This window comes from Paenibacillus sp. J22P165 (assembly GCF_059692015.1).
The window spans coordinates 20351-41520 of the sequence record NZ_JCAUAP010000013.1 but is presented as its reverse complement, the minus strand read 5'-3'; the positions used below and the strand labels follow the sequence as shown (position 1 = coordinate 41520).

General features: G+C 51.5%; 15 protein-coding genes. 14 read left to right on the top strand and 1 reads right to left on the bottom strand.

From position 1 onward, the window contains the following. Positions 1–18 precede the first annotated feature (18 nt). The 14 genes from AC58QM_RS28320 to AC58QM_RS28255 all read left to right on the top strand — a co-directional run bounded on the left by AC58QM_RS28320 (position 19) and on the right by AC58QM_RS28255 (position 20319). A complete protein-coding gene (locus tag AC58QM_RS28320) occupies positions 19–903 on the top strand; it encodes a dihydrodipicolinate synthase family protein (RefSeq protein WP_497288140.1) in 885 nt (294 codons plus the stop codon). 17 nt (positions 904–920) lie between these two features. After that, entirely contained in the window at positions 921–1940 is a 1020-nt protein-coding gene (locus AC58QM_RS28315; protein ID WP_497288139.1) for a zinc-dependent alcohol dehydrogenase, read from the top strand. 227 nt (positions 1941–2167) lie between these two features. Further along, complete coding sequence (locus AC58QM_RS28310) at positions 2168–4486, top strand: helix-turn-helix domain-containing protein (RefSeq protein ID WP_497288138.1); 2319 nt, start codon at positions 2168–2170, stop codon at positions 4484–4486. A gap of 55 nt (positions 4487–4541) precedes the next feature. Next, positions 4542–6122 carry an extracellular solute-binding protein gene (locus AC58QM_RS28305; protein ID WP_497288137.1) on the top strand — a complete coding sequence of 527 codons (1581 nt, stop codon included), beginning with the start codon at positions 4542–4544 and terminating at the stop codon, positions 6120–6122. Positions 6123–6287: 165 nt separating this feature from the next. Further along, positions 6288–7604, top strand: a complete 1317-nt coding sequence (locus tag AC58QM_RS28300) for a neutral/alkaline non-lysosomal ceramidase N-terminal domain-containing protein (protein ID WP_497288136.1) — start codon at positions 6288–6290, stop codon at positions 7602–7604. An 84-nt stretch (positions 7605–7688) separates the two neighbouring features. Continuing rightward, a complete protein-coding gene (locus tag AC58QM_RS28295) occupies positions 7689–9338 on the top strand; it encodes a type 2 periplasmic-binding domain-containing protein (protein WP_497288135.1) in 1650 nt (549 codons plus the stop codon). Between the two features lie 80 nt (positions 9339–9418). After that, entirely contained in the window at positions 9419–10381 is a 963-nt protein-coding gene (locus tag AC58QM_RS28290) for an ABC transporter permease (RefSeq protein ID WP_497288134.1), read from the top strand. Between the two features lie 15 nt (positions 10382–10396). Continuing rightward, positions 10397–11272, top strand: a complete 876-nt coding sequence (locus AC58QM_RS28285) for a carbohydrate ABC transporter permease (protein ID WP_497288133.1) — start codon at positions 10397–10399, stop codon at positions 11270–11272. A gap of 16 nt (positions 11273–11288) precedes the next feature. Beyond that, positions 11289–12197, top strand: a complete 909-nt coding sequence (locus tag AC58QM_RS28280) for a right-handed parallel beta-helix repeat-containing protein (RefSeq protein WP_497288132.1) — start codon at positions 11289–11291, stop codon at positions 12195–12197. After that, positions 12194–14191 (top strand): Ig-like domain-containing protein, encoded by a 1998-nt coding sequence (locus AC58QM_RS28275; RefSeq protein ID WP_497288131.1) that lies wholly within the window; start codon positions 12194–12196, stop codon positions 14189–14191. Before AC58QM_RS28280 ends, AC58QM_RS28275 begins: the two co-directional genes overlap by 4 nt. Before the next feature lie 145 nt (positions 14192–14336). Next, complete coding sequence (locus AC58QM_RS28270; protein WP_497288130.1) at positions 14337–16436, top strand: choice-of-anchor Q domain-containing protein; 2100 nt, start codon at positions 14337–14339, stop codon at positions 16434–16436. A gap of 105 nt (positions 16437–16541) precedes the next feature. Beyond that, complete coding sequence (locus AC58QM_RS28265) at positions 16542–17855, top strand: neutral/alkaline non-lysosomal ceramidase N-terminal domain-containing protein (RefSeq protein WP_497288129.1); 1314 nt, start codon at positions 16542–16544, stop codon at positions 17853–17855. 16 nt (positions 17856–17871) lie between these two features. Then, the gene (locus tag AC58QM_RS28260) at positions 17872–19542 is read left to right on the top strand and encodes a glycoside hydrolase family 3 protein (protein WP_497288128.1); all 1671 of its coding nucleotides are present in this window, start codon (positions 17872–17874) and stop codon (positions 19540–19542) included. Between the two features lie 18 nt (positions 19543–19560). Then, a complete protein-coding gene (locus AC58QM_RS28255) occupies positions 19561–20319 on the top strand; it encodes a sugar isomerase domain-containing protein (RefSeq protein WP_497288127.1) in 759 nt (252 codons plus the stop codon). Here the strand turns inward: AC58QM_RS28255 and AC58QM_RS28250 are convergent. Further along, on the bottom strand, positions 20316–21098 hold the full coding sequence (locus tag AC58QM_RS28250; protein WP_497288126.1) for an IclR family transcriptional regulator: 783 nt from the start codon (positions 21096–21098) through the stop codon (positions 20316–20318). The genes AC58QM_RS28255 and AC58QM_RS28250 overlap by 4 nt on opposite strands. Positions 21099–21170 lie beyond the last annotated feature (72 nt).

Here is a 21170-nt window from a genome sequence, read left to right as displayed (position 1 = left end):
TATTTGGAGGGACGCGTCATGACATTAACAGGCAACATTCCTGTAATCCCAACGCCATTCCTGAATGGTGAAATAGAATACGCCGGCTTGGATCGGCTAATGGAACGAACGATTGACCAACTCGAAGGCTATGTCGTCTGCGGCAGCACGGGAGAAGCGCCAGCTTTGTCGATGCAGGAGCGGATCGACATCGTCAACTATATGGCCCCGAAGATGCCGGCGGGCAAAGAGCTCGTCATTGGTCTTGGCCACACGAATTTGCAGGAAGCGATTCGAATCGGAAATGCAGCCAAGGAGAGAGGCGTACGAGCTGCGCTTGTGCCAAGTCCGTATTATTTTCCGAATTCGCCAGCTATGGTGACCGATTATATAGGGCGGCTAGCAGAAGGCACGCAGCTTGACCTCGTCTTCTACGACAATCCAGTGACAACGAAGACGCACTTTACAGTTGATGAGCTCCTCCAATTGGCGAGCGACATTCCCCAGATCAAAGCGATCAAAATGACTGACCATCACTTCGAAAAAATCCGTCAGCTCAAAGCTCGTTCGAGCTTGACCGTTTTCGGCGGAGACGACATCATCTGCTTCCGTTCCTTCGAGGCGGGGGTGGACGGCAGCATGATCATTGCGCCGATCATTTATCCGGAAGAGTTCCGCGCTTGCTGGCAAAAGTTCCAGGCTGGAAAACGCGAAGAGAGCTATCGCATCTTCTCCGAAGTGATACTGCCATTCATTCATATGTTCGGGCCAGGGGATGAAATTCCAACGACAAAGGCGCTGTTCCAGCAGCTAGGCATCTTCACTAGCAACGAGACGAGGTCGCCACTGCTCCCGGTCACGGAGCACCGGCTGCAGGAGGTTATGCTCGGCTTTAATGCGCGGCTTGTGCATAAGTCTGTTTAGAAGGGATGGGTAAACCGATGAAAGCATTGGTGTATGAAGGTCCACGAGAGATGCATATCCGGCAGCTGGCAGCCCCCGAACCGATGGAAGACGAGGTGCTGATCCGGGTCGCGTACTCTGGGATATGCGGCTCTGAGCTGAGCGGGTTTTTGGGCCACAATGCGCTCCGCAAGCCGCCGATGGTGTTCGGTCACGAGTTTTCGGGTACGATCGAAGCGATTGGCGGGAGCGTAGTCCGTAACGGACTGCAAATTGGCGCACGCGTGACAGCGAACCCGCTCGTGACATGCGGAGAGTGCCGCTTCTGTTTGAGCGGCCGGCAACAGCTGTGTCCAACACGACGGTTGCTCAGCGCAGCGCTTCCTGGGAGCAACGCCGAGCTGGTCAAAATCCCGGCGCGCTTCGTATACCCGCTGCCTGATGGTATGCCGCTAAGGCGCGGGGCGCTCGTCGAACCGGTCGCCTGCGGCGTGCGGGTAGCGGAGCTGGCTGCTCCGAAGCCCGGCGAACGGGCGGTTGTGGCCGGCATGGGACCGATCGGACTATTCGCGTTGCAGGCACTGAAGCTGTATGGCGTCACGGATCTCTACGCGATTGACCTAAGTCCTGAGCGGCTCGAAATCGCCGAGTCGCTTGGTGCGGTCCCCATCATGCCGAACCGCTCCTCTGACGTGGCGGCTGAAGTGCGGCGCCTCACAGACGGTGGGGCGGACATTGCCGTGGATGCCGTCGGCGCAAGTGTTACGCGCCGGCAATGCATCGACTTTACCGCGCCGGGCGGCCGGGTCATCGTAACGGGACTGCACGAAGCAGAATCGCTGCTGCAGGTTAACACGATGATCCGCAGCGAAATTTCGCTGCTCGGCTCGTTCGCCTACTCAGCCGTTACATTCGAGAAGGCGCTTGCTTATCTCGCAAACGGTTCGTTCGTACTCGACGAGTGGGTAGAGGAAGCTTCTTTGGAGACAGGTGCTGCTTGGTTCGACCGGCTCATCGCAAAACCTGGGAAAACAGCGAAGGTGCTGCTCGTACCTTAAACCGAGCACGGATCCGCCGGAATGCGCTCATTCCGGCTCTTTGCGATTGGGCAGATCTGGAAGAAATAGTCTTGTCTCCGGAAAGAAGGCAGGTTATTATATTGGAATAGGAAGTCCGAGATGAATCAATCCGGACTTAAAAGTCAGACAATTCAGAATAGTTTTTAAATTTGTCGTAATTAGTATGTTCTCCTCGAAACATGACGAAATAGGGAGGGTGGTTTCTGTTGAATGGACTGCGTAAATCGAATCGAAGAAAAAGTATCCTGCTTACAATACTTATCTCGTATATCGCCATCCTCCTCTTTCCCGTCACGACCGGTGTATATCTATATCAGCGTGTAGAGCGCATCATGGTGGACAATGCGAACCGAACGAATCTAGGCTTGCTCGAGCAGATCACGCTCGTTGTGGAGGACCGGTTTAAAGAGGTCGATAGCATGGCCGTACAGCTCGCCTTTAATCCGAAGCTTCAGTGGTCCCTCAGCAACCTGGAAAGCGATTATACGAAAAACGAGTTCGATTTGGCCGACATCATGAAGGATTTCCGCAATGTCAATAAAGCCAGCAGCTTCATCTATGATTTTATGGTCTACTTCAAAAATTCGGATATGATTCTCACCTCCTCCGGCAAAGCCGATTCCTCCTTCTATTTTGATAAAATCCTCAACTTTAACGAAAAAGGCACTGCTTGGGTAAGAGATACGCTGTTAACTGGAGCTCATTACAAAACGTATTTGCCAGTCACTTCGATTAAAGAAGGCGAGCGGGTCACCAACGTCTTGACGTATGTCCAGTCCCTCCCGTTTGGAGAAACCGTGAATGTAAAGGGAAATATTGTCATTCTCATCAATGAAGCGGAGTTCGACCGACTGATTAAACAGATTGAAAAGGTGAACCAAAGCTCGATTTATATTCTCGACGAACACGGGCAGGTTATCATGACGACGGCAAAGCAGCCCCCATTGGAAAGCGGGGTGTTTGCGCAGCTTGGAAACGACTCTGGGTACCAAACCTTTCAGCAAAACTATAAATCGATGATGCTTTCCTACACGACAGGGCAGAACGGTTGGAAATTCGTCTCGGTCGTACCGATGCATGTGGTGTTAAAGCAGGTGAACACAGTAAAGGAAATCGCGCTGCTACTCCTCTTGCTGATCGTCGTTGCTGGAATTATTGCATCTTATATTATGGCCTACCGTAATTACTCTCCGATTCGTGATGTCGTCCAAACCATTATGAAGGAGAACACCGCGCATAAGCAGGATATTGATGAGAATGAGCTCGAGTACATTAAACATTCCTTCGTCCGCACATTTAGCGAGAATAAGGAAATGGGCCAAACATTAAAACGGCATGCGCCCGTCATCCAGGCAAATTTCCTGTCCCGACTGATCAAGGGACACATTGACGAATCGTCGCTAAGTGACGACTCCCTTGCCTTCATGGACGTTCAATTCGAATACGACTATTTCGGTGTAGTCGTGCTGGATATTGAGGATTGCCGCGATTTCATTAAGGATAATACGGAGCAGGAATGGGCTCACGTGCGATTTATACTGTCCAATATAAGCAATGAGCTGTTAGGCAGCAGAGGTTTGATCGTAGAGATGGATCGCAGCCGTATGGCCATCCTACTCAATGTTAGCGCCAAGGCCGGACCGATGAAGCAGGAAGTGTCGGAGTTCATCGACCAACTGCAGAAAACCGCGATCAATCGGTTTCATTTGAAAATATCGATCGCCATCAGCCAATTCCACAAGGGGCTTGAGGAAATCGGGCGATGCTATCGAGAGGCATTGATCGCACTCGACTATCGAATGATCAAGGGCTCTAACGCGATCATCTATCATGAAGAAATAGCGGGCTTTGAGCCGCGCTTTTACCATTATCAGCTGGAGGATGAAGTCCAGCTGATGAACTTTGCCAAGAGCGGCGATTTCACGAGCGCAGAACGACTCCTAAATCAGATTTATATCGCAAATTTCCAATCGATCGTCATGACCCCGGAGATGGGGAAGTTTCTTTTGATTGATCTGCTCAGCACGGTTGTGAAGGTGATGAATGGCTTGCAATTCGCCGACAAGTCGCCGTTTGAGGGCTCGTTCGATCCTGCGAGAGTCTTGGTTGAATGTACGACTGCCGAGGAAGCGATTCAGAGAACCAAAGACATTTACAAAACGATTTGCACGTTTACCCGAGAAGAAAAAACCGACCATGGAAATCGGTTGTATTACCGTATATGCCATTATATCGATGAGCATTATTCGGAAAACGGCTTAAGCCTTGCTTCTATGGCTGATCATTTCCAAATTAGCCTTCAATATTTGTCGACGTTCTTCAAGCGGCATAGCGGGGAAAATATTACAGACTATATCGCCAACGTACGGATTCGGCAGGCGAAAAACATGTTATCCGATCCGACTATCACCATTGCGGAAATCGCGATCAAGGTCGGCTATGCCAATGCGGTCGGCTTCGTCCGATTTTTTAAGAAGGTGGAGGGCGTGCCACCAGGCAAGTATCGCGAAATGCTGAGTCGATAGGCGGAAGAAAGGGGATGGGCGTATGTTCCGATATCGAGGGAAGGGGGGTGCCTCGTTGCTGAAATCGGCGTTGCTGGCCTGCGCGATGATCAGCCTGGTCGCGGCCTGTAAAGATACCGCTAAGCCGCCGGCCGGGCAGTCCCTGCTTGAAGAGTCGAGTCCATACCTATCTTCGATTACCTACTGGGTGCCAATGGATTCGGATGCGGCGGTTACACTTAAAAACTATGGTGAAATGGGACTATACAAGCAGTTGACGAAAATCACGGGAACCAGGGTCACCTTCCTGCATCCGCCCGCAGGGGCAGAGCAGGCGCAGGATCATTTCCATTTGATAATGGCGTCTGGCGAACTGCCTGATGTCATCTATACGGATTGGTCAAAGAATAGTCCGGATAAAGCGATTCAAGACGGAAAGATTGTACGGTTAAACGAGCTCATTGAACGGTACGCGCCGAACCTATCCAGACTTCTGGACGAGAAGCCATATCTTCGGAAAGAATTGACGAGCGACGAAGGGAATATTTACATGTTCCCCTCGATTGGCGACGATCCTCCGGTATTTGCGTACCACGGGTTAATGCTTCGCAAGGATTGGCTTGATAAACTGCATTTGAAGACGCCGGTTACAATCGACGACTGGGAGAAGGTGTTAACGGCTTTTCGCGATGGGGATCCTAACGGGAACGGACGGAAGGACGAAATTCCGTTTTTCTATCGTCAGACGGATTTGGAAACGAGCTATCCCTTCATTGGAGCATTCGGCATTACAACAGGCTTCTTTCAGGATGACGGCGTGGTCAAGTACGGTCCCGCCCAGCCTGGCTTCAAGAGTTTTCTGACCTTGATGAACAAATGGTATGCAGAGGGGCTGATTGATCGCAATTATTTGACCTCTGACATCAAAATTAGGGATGGGAGGATGCTGGATAATCAACTGGGTGCGGTGGCCGGTTGGGCTGGCAGCGGACTCGGCGCTTATATGCAGGCCATGAAGGAGAAGTTGCCCGATTTTAAGCTGATCGGCGTCCCATTCCCTGTGCACAAAGAAGGAGAAATGGCCGTATCGCTAGCAAGACCGCTCATTATTGGCCTCGGTGCAGCCATCTCGGCAAAAGCGAACCATCCGGAACGCATTGCGGCATGGCTTGATTACGGCTACAGTAAAGAGGGGGCGATCTTGTACAATTTCGGCGTGGAAGGTCAAAGCTACACCATAGCGAATGGAAAGCCTCAGTATACCGATCTGATTTTACATAATCCCATAGGATTGACAGTTTCTCAGGCTCTGTCGAACTACTCGCTACAATCGTCCAGCGGTCCGTTCGCTTCGGATTCGGATGCAGACAAACAATGGCATGCCGATCCCGAGCAGGCCGACGCGATGGTCAAGTGGACACAAGCCGATCATTCGAAAGCGCTGCCGAATGGGCTGCTGAATGCAGGGGAGCAGGAGCAATTTGCAGCAATCATGGCCGACCTTCTAACCTATAAAGATGAAATGGTCAATAAATTCATTATGGGTAAGGAACCTTTGTCAGGGTTCGACGATTATGTCCGTAAGTTAAATAAACTCGGGTTGCATGAAGTTGTTAGAATAAATCAGACCGCATACGACCGATATTCGAAGAAGTGAGAAAGAAGACGCTCCCAGGCGTCTTTTTTTGTTTTTGGAAGAAGTAAAGGGGATAACCGATGTTTAAAATGGACTATTTGGTGGGAAGCGCCTCCATTATATAGTCGTAGAGATGGCCTCATCCCGATCAGGCCTTTACAAAATTAGCGAGGAGTCGATAAGAGTATGGAAATGATGGAGCTTCTGCTGGGTACAGCGAAGGTGGATATTACGCCGCAGAGCCCGATGCCGCTGGCCGGATTCGGTCATCGGCACGGCAATTTCGAAGGTATTGCTCATCCGTTATATATGAAGGTTTGGTTTTTTGAACAAACGGAAGCCTCCGGCACGACAAGGAAAGCACTGCTGGTGCAGGCGGATATTCTTGCGTGGAGCACGGAACGGACGGAAGCGGCCCAGCGCCTCTTATCCGAACGTTACGGTCTGGAACCTGCGGCAATTATCCTGCATGCGACCCATACACACTGCGGTCCGAGAACGATCGATATTCTCGATCCTATAAACACCGGCTATGTGGAGGCTTTGGAGTACTGCCTGTTGGAAGCGGTCGAAGAGGCCTACCGGAAGCGGGAGCCCGTCACCATCGAGCGGGGAGAAGGTGAATGCCGGTTTGGCATTCACCGCCGTAGGCTCGTAGGCGGTGTGATGACCATGGCCCCGAACGAGGCGGGGCCGATCGATCCGGAGGTCAGTGTGATCCGATTCAGGTGCAGGCGAACGAACGAAACGGCAGGCGTATTGTTCCATTACGCCTGCCACCCGACCACAACCGATCATAATCTCATTAGCTCGGAATTTCCAGGCATTGCAATGGAGCTCGTGGAGCAGGCCATCGGAGGCGGGGCGATTGCCTCTTTCCTGCAGGGCTGCTGCGGCGATATCCGTCCCGCTTTGATCAACGGAGATGCCTTCTACCGTGGGGACGATGAGGACGTTCGGCGGCTCGGCACGCAGCTATCCGACGTCGTTCTGCAGGTGCTGCGACAGCCGATGCGGCAGCTATCGCCCGGACGGATCGAGGCGGAAGCCGTTGAGGTGCTGCTTCCATTCGAGTCGGTGCCAGAAGTCCCGCAACTGCAGCAGTCGGCGGACAAGTCGGGCATGGCTGGGGCATGGGGCCGGCGAATGCTGGAGGATCCTAAACGACTCACATCGCATATTCCGCTTAAGCTTAATCGGGTTATGATCGCGGACGATTTCGTCTTCTTGGCGATGAACGGAGAAGTGATGGTCGAGTACGGTCTGTTCGTCAAGAATCTGCATCCTGGTGGCGTACTTCCACTCGCTTACAGCAACGGCATGGTGGGTTATATTCCGACAGATCTGCAGCTTGCTGAAGGAGGCTATGAAGCAAAGGAGTCTATTTTATACTTTCTCTTGCCGGCACAGTTTTCCCCAGGAATCGAAAAAGCTATATGTGACGCGGCTTCCCGGCTTCTCAATAGAACAATGCTTAATCCGGATAACCCATATATAATTTAGGCTATTTGCATATGACTATGCTCTTTATATAGTGAAATCGAGCAGAACAGCTCACGTATTCACAATTTAAGGGGGGTTCACGGTATGAAGTTTAATCGTAAGAAACAGATTGCGGCAGTACTTTCAATTTCCATGCTTGGGGGGCTGGTGGTTGCCTGCAGCAACGACAACAAACCGGCAGAGGGCTCTGCGAGTCCGTCGAACGAAAGCCCGAAACCAACGGCGGCCCAGACGGTCTCGGGTCCGAAATATCCGGCTTCATTCTCTTATTGGACCACGATGGATACGGATGCGGCGGTTTCGATCAAAAATTACGGCGAGATGGGCATCTACAAACAACTAGAGAAGATTACGGGGACGAAGGTAGAGTTTCAGCATCCACCCGCAGGCGAGCAACAGGTTAAGGATCAATTCAATTTGATGATGGCGACCGGTAAGCTTCCCGATGTTATGGGTTACGCGTGGAAAGCGAATTCCCCAGACAAAGCGATCAAGGACGGCAAGATCCTCCGTTTGAATGAGATTATCGACAAATATGCCCCCAATTTATCGAAAATGCTTAAGGATAAGCCCGATTTGAAGCGTCAGCTAACCAGCGACGACGGCAATATATACGCATTCCCGTTCGTAGGCGAAGACAATCCGGTATTTACATTTCACGGTTTGTTTTTGCGTAAGGATTGGCTCGATAAGCTCAAACTTCAGCCGCCAACGACAGTTGACGATTGGGAGAAGGTTCTGACAGCTTTCCGCGACGGGGACCCGAACGGCAACGGCAAAAAGGATGAAGTCCCTTATTTCTACCGCCAGACGGATTACGAAACGAGCTATCCGTTCCTCGGCGCATACGGCCTCAACGCCGCTTTCTACCAGGAAAACGGCGTGGTCAAATACGGCCCATACCAGCCGAAGTTCAAGGATTACTTGACGCTGATGAATCGCTGGTACACTCAAGGCTTAATCGACAAGGATTATTTAACCTCGGATGTCAAGCTTAGAGACAGTAAGACACTGAACGATATTATCGGCGCGCAAGCCGGCTGGGGCGGAAGCGGATTAGGTGGGTATTTGCAGCTCAAGCGGCAGCAGGATCCGAACTCGAGCTTCAAATTAATCGGCGTTCAGGTCCCATCTCTTAATAAGGGCGAGCTGGCGGTATCAGCTGGCGCATCCACCGCCCAATGGAGCGGCATCGGCGTAGCCATCACCACTTCGGCCAAAAATCCGGAACAGATTGCAGCATGGCTCGATTATGGTTACAGCAAGGAAGGCAAGATCCTGTACAACTTCGGTGTAGAAGGTCAAAGCTATACACTTGATAACGGGAAGCCGAAATACACAGAGACGATTACGAAAAATCCGAACAAATTATCGATCACGCAAGCGCTCGGCATATATACGATTGTGGCCTCCAGCGGTCCGTTTCAAGCGGATGAAGACGCCGATCTGCAGTGGCATCCAGACCCTGATACGCAAAGTGCCATGAGAGAGTGGACGAAGGCGGATCACTCGAAATTCATGCCGTCCAATCTCAATTCGGATGAGCAGGCTAAAATCGCGTCCATTATGACGGATCTGCGGACGTACCAGTACGAAATGATCAACAAGTTCATTATGGGCCAAGAGCCGCTTTCAAAATTTGACGAGTTCATCGCTACGCTCAAAAAGCTGGGGATCGAAGACGCTACGAAAATTTATCAAGCGCAGTACGAAAGATACATGAAGAAATCGTAAGCATCATGCAGATGAAGGAGGCGGAAGTCCGTTATGTGATGCGGATTTCCCTTCCTCCTTCGTACTAGGAGGAATCGTCTATGCAGCTTGGATCGAAGGCGGTGACGACGCTCCCGAAAGTAGACCGAACGAAATACGGCTATCGGTTGAAGCGGGATTTGAAAGTGAATCGTTATCTGTATCTCATGGTATTGCCGGTTGTCATCTATTATTTATTGTTCCATTACGTTCCGATGTATGGCATCCAGATCGCTTTTAAGAACTATTCACCGGGCACGGGCATATGGCACAGCGATTGGGTAGGTTTTAAATATTTTAACGAGTTTTTCCATAGCTTTTATTTCGGAAGGCTGATTCGGAATACGCTGATCATCAGCTTCTACGAACTCATTTTTCAATTTACGGCCCCGATTGTACTGGCGTTCCTGCTGAACGAGCTTCGCAGCGCTTTGTTTAAACGGATCGTGCAAACGATCGCTTACCTGCCGTACTTTATCTCAATCGTCGTCGTGGTTGGCTTTATTGTCGATTTCTTGGCGAGAGACGGTTTGCTTACCAACATACTGCATTTCCTGTTCGGCATGGAGAAGGTGGCGTATCTGAGCAAGCCCGAATGGTTTCGCGCGATATTCGTCAGCTCAGGCGTCTGGCAGAACGTCGGATGGGGCACCATCATCTATTTGGCTGCGATGGCGAACATTGACCCTTCGCTCTACGAAGCGGCGAAAGTCGATGGGGCTAGTCGGCTGAAGATGAGCTACCATATCACGTTGCCCGGCATTATGCCGACTATTATCATCATTTTGATTCTGCAAATCGGCAGTCTGATGTCGGTGAATACCGATAAAATACTGCTCTTGTATAATACAGCCACCTATGAATCGGCAGATGTGATCGGTACCTATGTTTACCGAAAGGGCATATTGGAGGCTAACTTCAGCTACAGCGCCGCAATCGGATTATTTAACTCTGTCATTAACTTTATACTTCTCGTGATGGCGAATGCGCTCAGCAAACGCGTAACAGAAACAAAACTTTGGTAGAAGGGGGGAAACGCGATGATTAGGCGGTCCACGGGAGAACGAATTTTTGATATCGGCAATGTCCTTTTTATGCTGCTGCTCGTGTTTTTCACCTTATATCCGTTCTGGTACGTGTTCATCTCCTCGATCAGCGACCCAGCATGGGTGGCGCGTACACGCGGGTTGATCTGGCTGCCGCACGGTTTCAACCTGAACTCATATAAAGCAGTTTTTCAAAATCCGATCATTCGATCGGGTTACTTGAACACGCTGTTCATCGTGGTCGTTGGTACGACGCTCAACATCATCATGACCTCGCTGGGAGCCTATGTGCTTTCCAGACAGAATGTCATGCTTAAAAACGGCATTATGTTTTTGATCGTGTTTACGATGTTTTTTGGCGGTGGCTTGATTCCGAATTACATTCTTGTGACCAGCCTCGGCATGCTCGACACCTTGTGGGCGCTCATCATCCCGGTGGCCGTAGGCTCCTTCAATTTGATTATTATGCGAACCGCTTTTCAAGCGATACCCGTCAGCCTCGAGGAATCGGCGCGAATGGACGGAGCGAACGATTTCACGATTTTGTTCCGTATTGTGCTTCCGCTGTCGCTGCCTGTCGTAGCCGTCATGATCTTGTTTTACGGCGTCGCCCATTGGAATTCCTGGTTCGGTGCGCTCATTTATTTGCGGGACCGCACGCATTATCCGTTGCAGCTGATCTTAAGGGAGATCCTCATTAGCAACAGCACAGACAGCATGACGGCGGATTCCAGCGGGGATAAGTTGCAGGTCGCGCTGACGATCAAGTATGCGACGATCATCGTGGCCACGGGTCCGATACTCATTCTTTATCCTTACTTGCAAAAGTTCTTTGTGAAGGGCGTTATGATAGGCGCCATAAAGGAATGATGAGGAGAGTGAATTCATGTTCGTCCGAAAAATTATTACGGGAAGCTTAGGCCTTGCCATCATTTGCAGTCTAGCCTTTACGGGTGAGCCGAAGGCGAATGCAGCCGCAACGGATTATTATGTTTCCGCAACAGGCAGCGATTCCAATCCCGGCACACAAGCGCAGCCCTTTCTAACGATCCTTAAAGCGTCCCAAGTTGCGGCGCCAGGCACCACCGTTCATGTCGCGCCGGGGACGTACACGGGCGGTTATCAGACGAAAGCGAGCGGGACGGCTTCTGCCAGAATCAGGTATGTGTCCGATACATTGTGGGGAGCGCGTCTTGTACCACCTGCCGTGAACGCCAGTGGCTATGTCTGGGATAATCAGGGCAGCTATGTGGATATCGACGGCTTCGAGGTGGATGGGAACGGCAGCGACACGCGCAACGGCTTATATAATGAAGGTTCTTATGTAGCGATCAAGAACAATCACGTCCACGATATTGCAACGAACATCCCATGCACGGGGAGTGGCGGAGCGGCTATTAACACCGATTATTATCATTATGGTGTGGAAACAGAAATCAGCGGCAACATCGTCCATAACATCGGCTACGCCGGCTGTAGTTACATACAGGGCATCTATGTCAGCACGTCAGGTACGGTGAAGAATAACCTTGTCTACCAGAACGGCGGTGCTGCTATTCACCTATGGCATGACGCCAATCATGTAACGATTGCGAACAACACCGTTTTCTCTTCTTGGTTTGGCATGGTCATCGGCGGTGGTGACTTCTGGCATACGCAAGGCCCGGCCGATGATGTTCATGTGTCGAATAACATCGTATTGACAACAGTTATGGGATCTCAGAGCAGGGGAAAACCGGAACAAATAATACATACACAAACAATCTTATTTTCCAAAACAGTACTTACGACTTGAGTCTGCAGAATGGCTTAACGGCTGTCGGTACAATTACAGCCGATCCGCAGTTTGTGCATTACGACCCGGCTGGCGGTGGCAATTATCACCTGAAATATACATCGCCAGCTCTCGACGCGGGGGTGCCGGATGATGCGCCTGCGGTCGATTTGGATGGGAAACAACGGCCGCAGGGCACCGGCTTCGATATCGGGGCTTATGAATATGATCCGAACAGCTTTACGATTCAGGCGGTATCTCGTGCGCTTCGAATGGGGGAAACAACGCAAATTGTATCGTCCTCCAATTTGAGCGGTGCGCAGTATACGAGCGACAATCCAGCCGTCGCCGTAGTTAGCGATAATGGACTTGTCACAGCCGTCTCGAACGGCGTCGCGACGATCACAGCTGTCATCGGCGGAAATGGGACACCGAAGAGCAGTGCGGTTCAGATCAAAGTGGCGGAGCGTTTGCAGTCCATTGCGCTGCAAACGGGTGATCCAACGCCGGAAATCGGGCAAACCCAGAAGTATTCGGTATCCGGGTTGATGAGCGACGGCAGCGCCGCCAATCTGAGCGCCGCATCGATCCGCTACTATATGAAAGGCAACGCCATTGCTTCCGTCAGCTCGACCGGTTTGGTAACGGGACTGAATAGTGGAACGGACACGCTCAATGTTGATGTGACGTTGGACGGTGTAACGAAACGGACGAATAAGCCCGTCACCATCGCTACGCCAACGATTGCATCCGTCGCGCTTTCCGCTCCGGTCAGCTCTCTAGTCAAGGGACAGATAATGCAGCTGACCGTTTCGGGAACATCGACAAATGGGAAGCCGACATCGCTAAAGACGTCTACCATCGCCTACCATAGCAATAACGCCGCAGTCGCAACCGTCAGCACAGCGGGACTCGTCACGGCGGTATCCCCGGGGACAGCCGAAATGACAGCCAACGTGACGCTGAACGGAGCAACGCATTCGGCCTCATTCACAATTACCGTGCAACCTGGCTTATCGGTCGTATATGGGTTCACTAAGTTGCCGATCATCGCCAAGACCACTGGCACGATCATCTACGCACCAACGCTGCAATTCGAGGCCAATGCTGCAGGGCAATCCATCACATTCGGTGTGGATGTGCCGGAAACTCACCTTTACCAGCTTCGCATGACGGCCTTCAAGGCTACCAGCTATGGCAAGTATACGATCAGGCTGGACGGTCAGCCACTTTCTGACTATAACTTCTACGGTTCGACGGGAAAAGGAACAGTGTTCGAGCCGATCGGGTCGACGCTGCTGACGAAAGGTGTTCATCAGCTTACTTTCGAGAATATCGGGAAGAACGAGGAAGCCACCAATTACAAAATGGGGATCATCGATCTGGAGCTGCTCGCGTTGCCCGATACCACACCGCCAGTAACGATCGCAGCGGTACAGGGTGACTCCCATAACGGATGGTTTACGTCCGTCGTGAATATTAGCTTAAGTGCGGCGGACGGCGATACGGGTGTTAACCGGTTAGAGTATCGTCTGGACGATACTGTGGATTGGGCAGCGTACAGCGGACCGATCGCAATCTCGGCAGATGGTGCCCATACCCTCGCTTACCGTTCAATCGACGCAGCGGGCAACGTGGAACAGGCGAAGCTGCTACCGATCAAGATCGACCAAATGGCGCCAGGCTTAACCGTTACGCTGGACCCGTCGACACTGTGGCCTGCCAACCACAAGATGGTGACCATCCATGCGCAGCCGAACGCGGTCGACACGGCTTCTGGCTTAGCGGCGGTTACCTTAACCTCGATCACCAGCAATGAACCAGATAGCGATGGGGACATTGTCGCAAATATCGGCTCGTCGGACGTTACTTTCCAATTGAGGGCGGGACGCAACGGGAACGGAACCGGACGGATTTATACGATCACGTATACAGCCGTCGACCAAGCAGGTCATCAAACGTCGTCTTCGGCCACCGTATCCATACCTCACGATCGATCAAAAAATCAACAATAGACAACTAGGGGGACTTCGAAGCACATTCAAAATTCAATTAGAAAGGGGTGAGAATGATGTAGCGATTTAACCGGCTCGCTGAAGACAGTCGGACATCCGTGAATTGGCAGGGAAAAGATGTTTTTAAACCTGAAGGAGGAAACGTATGTTGATGAATGGTTATGTTGAAAGGAAATTGGGGCTTGGAAAAGTTTCGGCCGTCTTCTTGTGTCTGACGATGATGTTCAGCCTGCTCATGATGGTGCCGCTGAAAGCTTTTGCCGCAGCGGACATTTGGGTAGCGCCGTCGCCTGTAGGCAACGATTCGTCTCCGGGCGACGGTTCGCAGGCACATCCATACGCAACAATCGGCAAAGCGTATACCGTCGCGTCTTCAGGCGACACCATTAAAGTCAAAGCGGGGACGTATACGGTAGGCACATCATCGGCAGGGTTCAAAACAACAAAGAACAATATCAACTATGTGTCCATCGATGGACCCTATCAAGCTACCATCCTACCTACGGACTCCACCAAAGAATTTAACATTTGGGAGAACTGGGGAAACAATGTCGTTATCGATGGATTCGAAATTGACGGCACAGGCGCTAAGGCAAGAAACGGCCTTTTAAATCAAGGTTCGTACGTCACGATAAAGAATAACGATGTCCACAATATCATGCAATCATTTTGCGACAGCGGTGGAGGCGCCGGCATTAACATCACCGATTACAACACGACCACCACTAGCTTCATGGTAGGTACGGTAGTTACCGCCAATAGAGTTCACGACATCGGCAATGGAACTTGCGGTTATGTCCAAAGTATTTACATCAGCACAAGAGCGACTGTAACGAACAACGTTGTCTATAACAATCCAGGTGGGGCAGGCATTCATCTATGGCATGATGCCCATCAGGTCACAATTGTGGGAAACACAGTTGTCGACCATAAGTTCGGCATCGTAGTAGGCGCCACCAATGGTACCAGCGGTGGATACAAAGCCTGCACCGTAGAAAGTTGGGGTTGTTCAGCTGACAATGTCTATGTATCCAATAACATCGTGCAGAACAGCAATTCCGGCACTACTTATGGCATTGACTTATCCGGGACTGTGGGTTCAAGCAACACCTACGATTACAATCTGTTAAACGGTACCACCTACTATTGGTACCCAACTGCGATGACGCACGGTACCCACAACATAACAGGGCAAAATCCATCATTCGTGAACAGCGCAGGACATGATTACAAGCTTATTTCCACCTCTCCGGCAAAAGACGCGGGAAGCACGACGAATGCACCTTCTGTAGATTTTGACGGGAATAACCGTGACTCGTCACCTGACATTGGGGCTTATGAATACGGTGCATCCGGCAACAAGTCGCTGACGTTCTGGGAGAAAGACAGTGAAGCAGGTTCAACCTCTACTTACTGGTATAAACAGGCACTGGTGGACGGCGTGGTCGTCTGGGAAAGCGACGTAACGGCAGACGGGACGGCGTGGCAGTCGCATACAGTAACGATCAATCCGTCCAATCCGACCTTTTCATTGCAGTTTAGGCTGATCAGCAAGAAGGCTGTCACCAATTACCCGATTTCCCTGTACGTCGACGATGTTTCGGTGAGCGGAGCGACGATCACGAACGCGGACTTAGAGGGGACGACCGGCTGGACCTACAGCGAAACCCCGGCAAGTTCTCCGTTCACCGGCGCATATGATACGACGTTCCATGGCGGAGCCAAGTCATATAAGATTTCGTATCCCGGTTCAACCGCTACTTCTGCAGGCGATAACGCCTCGATCTCGCAGTCGGTGACGACCAACAGTCGGACGCTGATATTCTGGGAGAAGGACAGCGAAGCAGGTACCACTTCGACTTATTGGTATAAACAGGCGCTGGTGGACGGCGTAGTCGTTTGGGAAAGCGACGTAACGGCGGATGCGACGGTGTGGCAGTCGCATACCATCACGATAAACCCGTCAAGTTCGAGCTTTACACTGCAGTTCAGGATGATCAGCAAGAATGGCGTCACGAACTACCCGATTTCCCTCTACGTTGACGACGTTTCGGTGAGCGGAAAGACGATTACGAACACAGACTTCGAGGGGACGACGGGCTGGTCCTACAGTGAATCAAATTCTCCGTTCACCGGCGCATACGATACGACGTACCATGGCGGTGCTAAGTCGTATAAGATTTCGTATCCCGGTTCAACCGCTTCATCGGCAGGCGATAACGCCTCCATCTCGCAATCGCTGTAAATCTAACGGAGAAATCACGGAGTGAGTTTCAGAAGGGGGCAGGGCATAATCCTTGTGCTGCCTCCTACTGTTTCCCTATAAAACTTATGTAAAGGGTGGATACGTATGAAATTTGGCATGTCCAGAGCGGATATCACGCCGCAAACTCCTGTTTTTATGTCCGGCTTCGGAGATCGGACGCACGAAAGTGAGGGGATCCACGATCCTGTTTATGCGAAGGCTGTGCTTCTGCAGGCAAACAAAACGCTTCTCATCATTACCTTGGATTTGTCGGGGGGCGATCGTAGCTTCATCGATGGGATTAAAAGTACGCTAGAACATACGTTCGAACTGAAGCATGACGAAGTGCTCATCAATTTTTCTCATACGCACCATGCCATTGCCGCAAGAGGGGAAGGAAATGCGAGCACGAACAGCGTGGTTTACCGAAGCGCGATTGATTACAACTTTATTCGCGATACGATCGTGGGCCTCGTGAACGAATGCTATTCTCATTTGGAGGAAGGTCAGCTTCAGCTCGCGCGTGGAACCTCCGTATTCGGTGTCAGCCGCAGAAAACTGACAGACAGAGGCGTCCTGTGGAAGCCAGCCTACGATGTCGAGATTGATCATGATCTTTTCGTGCTGAAGTTAGTCGATCAGACGAACGATCTCAAGGGCATTCTGTATAGCTACGGCTGTCATCCGACCTCGATGAGCTCGGACAATTATTTGATTTCGAACGATTATCCCGGAAAAACGAACAGCTATCTCGAAGAAACCTACCCGGGCGTGACTGCTGTGTTTCTGCAGGGCTGCGCCGCCGAAATCAAGCCGCTGAAATGCGCGGTCGACGACGATTTTATCAGCTGTAACTTCGCGCAAATGGAGGAGGCGGGCGTGGATCTGGCCAAAGACATCATTCGTGTGCTGGAGGAGCAGAAGTTTAACCCGATCGAAGGTGTCTTCAAGACGATTTTGGTTGAAGCAAACCTACTTATGGAGCAAACGCCAATCGAATTTTTCGAAAACATCGTGGGCAATCCGGCAATTGGCGAAGTTCGGCGAAGAGGGGCGAAGCGCAAAATCGAGTTCATGAAGGAAGGCCTTACGAAGGATCGGACATCGATTTATATCAGTGTCTGGCAGCTTGACGAGGAGACGCGCCTGATTGCGATGGAAGGGGAAATATCGACCGAGTACTCGATCATGCTCAAGAAGCTATTCCCTGGCGGGAAAACGATCGTTCTCGGTTATTCGAACGGCGTTACCTTCTATGTCCCCACCCGCAAAATGATCAGCGAAGGCGGCTATGAAGTCGACTATAACCATATCGGTGGTACGTTCAGCGGCATCTTTTTACCGGAAATCGAAGATATCATCGTCGGACAAATTGCGAAGGCCGATTTAGCGCTTCGTCTGGCGGACACAGCAAAATAGAAGGGATGGATAGAGGATGCAGGTGGAAACCAATGCCGAGAAGTGGTTAAAGCGTCTGACGCTTGCGCAAAAAATCGCGCAGATGATCGTGGTTAGAGGACATGACTACGCGCAAAAAGCGAAACAAATGAACGCAGAAGGCCGATTAGGCGGCGTGGGGGCCGTCATGCTGACGATCAAGGGTTCGCGTGAGCTGGAAGATATCGTCTCGTGGGTCAATGAGTGCCATGCGCAATCCACCGCTCCGATTCTCTTTTATTTGGATGCGGAGCACGGCCTTGCCGACACGTTCAATTTCGGCACTCCGTTTCCGACGTTGATGGCGCTCGGCGCGACCCGCTCTAAGGAGTTGGCATATCAAATGGGGCGCTGCATTGCGAGAGAAGCCCGTTCTATCGGCTTCGGCGTCGTAAGCAATCCGACGGTCGACGTCAACTCCAATCCCGACAACCCGATCATCAATACGCGTGCGATCAGCGACCGGACGGAGCTCGTCGCTTCGCTTGCTGGGGAAGTGGTTCGCGGTATGCAGGAGGAGGGTGTCGTTCCGACTGCTAAGCATTTTCCCGGACATGGTGATACGCAGGAGGACTCCCATGTATCGATGCCCGTCGTGACGCGGGATAAAGCTTCCCTGTTGGAGCTGGAGCTGGCGCCGTACCGGGAGCTGATTGCCGAGGGACTGCTCGGCATCATGACCGCGCATATTCTGTATCCGGCGCTGCTAGGCCCGGATGAAGAGCGCGTACCCGCCACGCTGTCGAGGGCGATCATGACCGACCTGCTGCGAGACGAGCTCGGGTTCGAGGGGCTGCTCATCTCCGATAGCTTGACCATGCGCGGCATCAAGGTGGAATACGGTATCGAGCGGGCAGCCGTGTTAGCGGTGAAAGCCGGCCATGATATTATTCTGCAAGACTACGAGACAGATCCTGAAATTACGTTTCAAGCGCTTTACGCTGCGGTGCAGTCCGGAGAGATTCATATCGATCAGATCGATTCGTCCGTTAAACGTATATTAGAGATCAAAGAAAAGCTCCAGTTGCTCGAGCATCGCCCGATCTCGACGGAGGAAGCGTCGATCGTCGTCAATTCCCCGGAGCACGCGGCCGTTTCAGCTGAAATCGCTGACAAGTCCGTTACGGTGTTGGAGGCGGCCTCGTTGCCGTTTTCCAAAAAATCAACGTTGATCATTGCAACGATTGGCGAAGAAGAAGGATTGGAGGCGGAGGACCTCGGGTATGTTGTCAAAGGCAAAACTTCCTACCTCCGCGAGCAAATGAAGAAATATGTAAGTGATCTCGACATGCTGCTTGTCCGAGAGCATCCGACAGAAGAGGACTTCGCCAACGTTGGGCAAGCGCTTGCGGCACGCCCCTACGAGCATGTCGTATATGCGACATTCGTCCGCGTGTTGTCCTACAAAGAAGGGAGCGGTACGGTTCCGGACTCCCAGCTTGCATTGATCGAATCGATCAAGCGGCATGATCCTGAGGCGGCATTGCTCTTATTTGGAAGTCCCTATATTTTGCGGAAAATGACGCCGCCGGGCAATTGCATTTGCACATACGGCGACTGTGTATATTCGATCGATGCAGCACTTAAGGTCTTATATGGCCGACTTACGGCGGAAGGAAAGCTTCCGGTAACGGTGAACGAACAATATCCATTTGGCTACGGCTTATAAGGAAAGGGGAGCTGACGCATGAGCTTGTCTCCGATGACGCACTATTTGGCGCTTGTGACGGAGCATCTGTCACGGCTGCATGAAGAAGAGAAAGAGGCGGTTCTGAAGGCCGCCCGTTTGGTTGCAGATCACGTCAAACAGGACAAAATCGTATTCGCTTACGGTCCGGGGGGACACTCCAACCTTGGCTCACAGGAAATATTTTTCCGGGCTGGCGGCTTGATGCACGTCAGTGCAATCCTTGACGAAGGCACGCTGCTGAGCGGAGGTGCACTCCGATCGATGGCGGTCGAACGTACACCGGGCTATGGACGTATCGTGGTCGAAGACTATGGGCTTCAGGCAGGAGATCTTCTGATCATCATCAATGCATACGGGATCAATTCGGCTGTCATCGATACAGCGCTTGAAGCGAAGAAAAGGGGGGTGACGACGATTGGCGTCACCTCGGTTGGACACGCGAGTCAAACGCCGGCGGAACATCCAGCACGCCATCCGTCAAAGCAGAATCTGCATGACCTAGTCGACGTCGTGCTGGATTGTAAAGTAGGCGTTGGCGACGCCGTTTTGGAAATCGATGGTTTGGAGCAGCGGGTAGCCGCGATATCGACGTTTGCCAACGCGTTTCTACTAAATGCGCTGGTTGCGGAGACCGTTAACTTGCTTGTGGCGGAAGGCGTTAAACCGCCGATTTGGATGAGCGGTAACGCATCCGGCGGCGACGATTGGAACAGGCAGTTTATCGAGCGATTTAAAGGCAGGATCAAAAAGCTTTAGCTGGTAGGAGCTTGTCCTTCATAACCCAACTGTTCGGAAATCCGTAGTGCGGCATCCCGAACCTTCAGTCCGACATCCTGATAAGACATGCTGGGCAACTCGCTTCGCAGTGCCGTAATGCTAATGGCGGCATAGATTTGACCCAAATGATCAAAAATGGGCGCCGCCAAGCAGCGGATACCGACTTCACCTTCCTCGTCCTCGATCGCATAGCCGACTTCTCGAACGTTCACGAGGAATCTACGGAACGTGTCAAGGTTCGTGATTGTATGCTCAGTCATGGCAGGCAGACCGTGCATCTCCACATATTGCGCCAGGGAGTCCTCCGGAACGTACGCGGCAAGCGCCTTACCCACTCCGGAGTTATGCAGATGGAAGGATTGCCCCACTTCAGTTGAGAATTGCACGAAGCCAGGACCTTTAACCTTCTCGATGTAGCTGGCTTTGCCGTTCTCCAACATGGCTAGATGCACCGTAAAGCGGAGCTCAGAGGCGAGCTTCTCCATGTAGGGGCGCGCGATATTGCGTATATCCAGCCTGGACAACATTTCCATGCCGAAGTTGTATAGCCGGAGTGTAAGCCAATACTTGCCGTCATTGGCCTTTTGCACGTATTTTAAGTCTTCCAAAGTTGTGAGAATCATAAAAATCGTAGATTTCGGGATCTTGTTCATCTCGTAAATATCGGTAACGCCGAGCGGGACCGGAGAACGGGCAAGCATCTCGATGATCGCAAGACCTTTCTCGAGCGCAGGGACTGTATACTTCCTTTTCATCATATCAATCGTCCTTTTGTAATTTTGAATAGATTCAACCTAATTATAAACCTGAGTTCCATCTCTTACAACAAC

Excerpts from the sequence above, each read along its gene's own strand:
- AC58QM_RS28320 (WP_497288140.1), top strand. The coding sequence starts at position 19 with ATGACATTAACAGGCAACATTCCTGTAATCCCAACGCCATTCCTGAAT.
- AC58QM_RS28315 (WP_497288139.1), top strand. The coding sequence starts at position 921 with ATGAAAGCATTGGTGTATGAAGGTCCACGAGAGATGCATATCCGGCAG.
- AC58QM_RS28300 (WP_497288136.1), top strand. The coding sequence starts at position 6,288 with ATGGAAATGATGGAGCTTCTGCTGGGTACAGCGAAGGTGGATATTACG.
- AC58QM_RS28295 (WP_497288135.1), top strand. The coding sequence starts at position 7,689 with ATGAAGTTTAATCGTAAGAAACAGATTGCGGCAGTACTTTCAATTTCC.
- AC58QM_RS28290 (WP_497288134.1), top strand. The coding sequence starts at position 9,419 with ATGCAGCTTGGATCGAAGGCGGTGACGACGCTCCCGAAAGTAGACCGA.
- AC58QM_RS28285 (WP_497288133.1), top strand. The coding sequence starts at position 10,397 with ATGATTAGGCGGTCCACGGGAGAACGAATTTTTGATATCGGCAATGTC.
- AC58QM_RS28280 (WP_497288132.1), top strand. The coding sequence starts at position 11,289 with ATGTTCGTCCGAAAAATTATTACGGGAAGCTTAGGCCTTGCCATCATT.
- AC58QM_RS28270 (WP_497288130.1), top strand. The coding sequence starts at position 14,337 with ATGTTGATGAATGGTTATGTTGAAAGGAAATTGGGGCTTGGAAAAGTT.
- AC58QM_RS28265 (WP_497288129.1), top strand. The coding sequence starts at position 16,542 with ATGAAATTTGGCATGTCCAGAGCGGATATCACGCCGCAAACTCCTGTT.
- AC58QM_RS28260 (WP_497288128.1), top strand. The coding sequence starts at position 17,872 with ATGCAGGTGGAAACCAATGCCGAGAAGTGGTTAAAGCGTCTGACGCTT.
- AC58QM_RS28255 (WP_497288127.1), top strand. The coding sequence starts at position 19,561 with ATGAGCTTGTCTCCGATGACGCACTATTTGGCGCTTGTGACGGAGCAT.
- AC58QM_RS28250 (WP_497288126.1), bottom strand. The coding sequence starts at position 21,098 with ATGATGAAAAGGAAGTATACAGTCCCTGCGCTCGAGAAAGGTCTTGCG.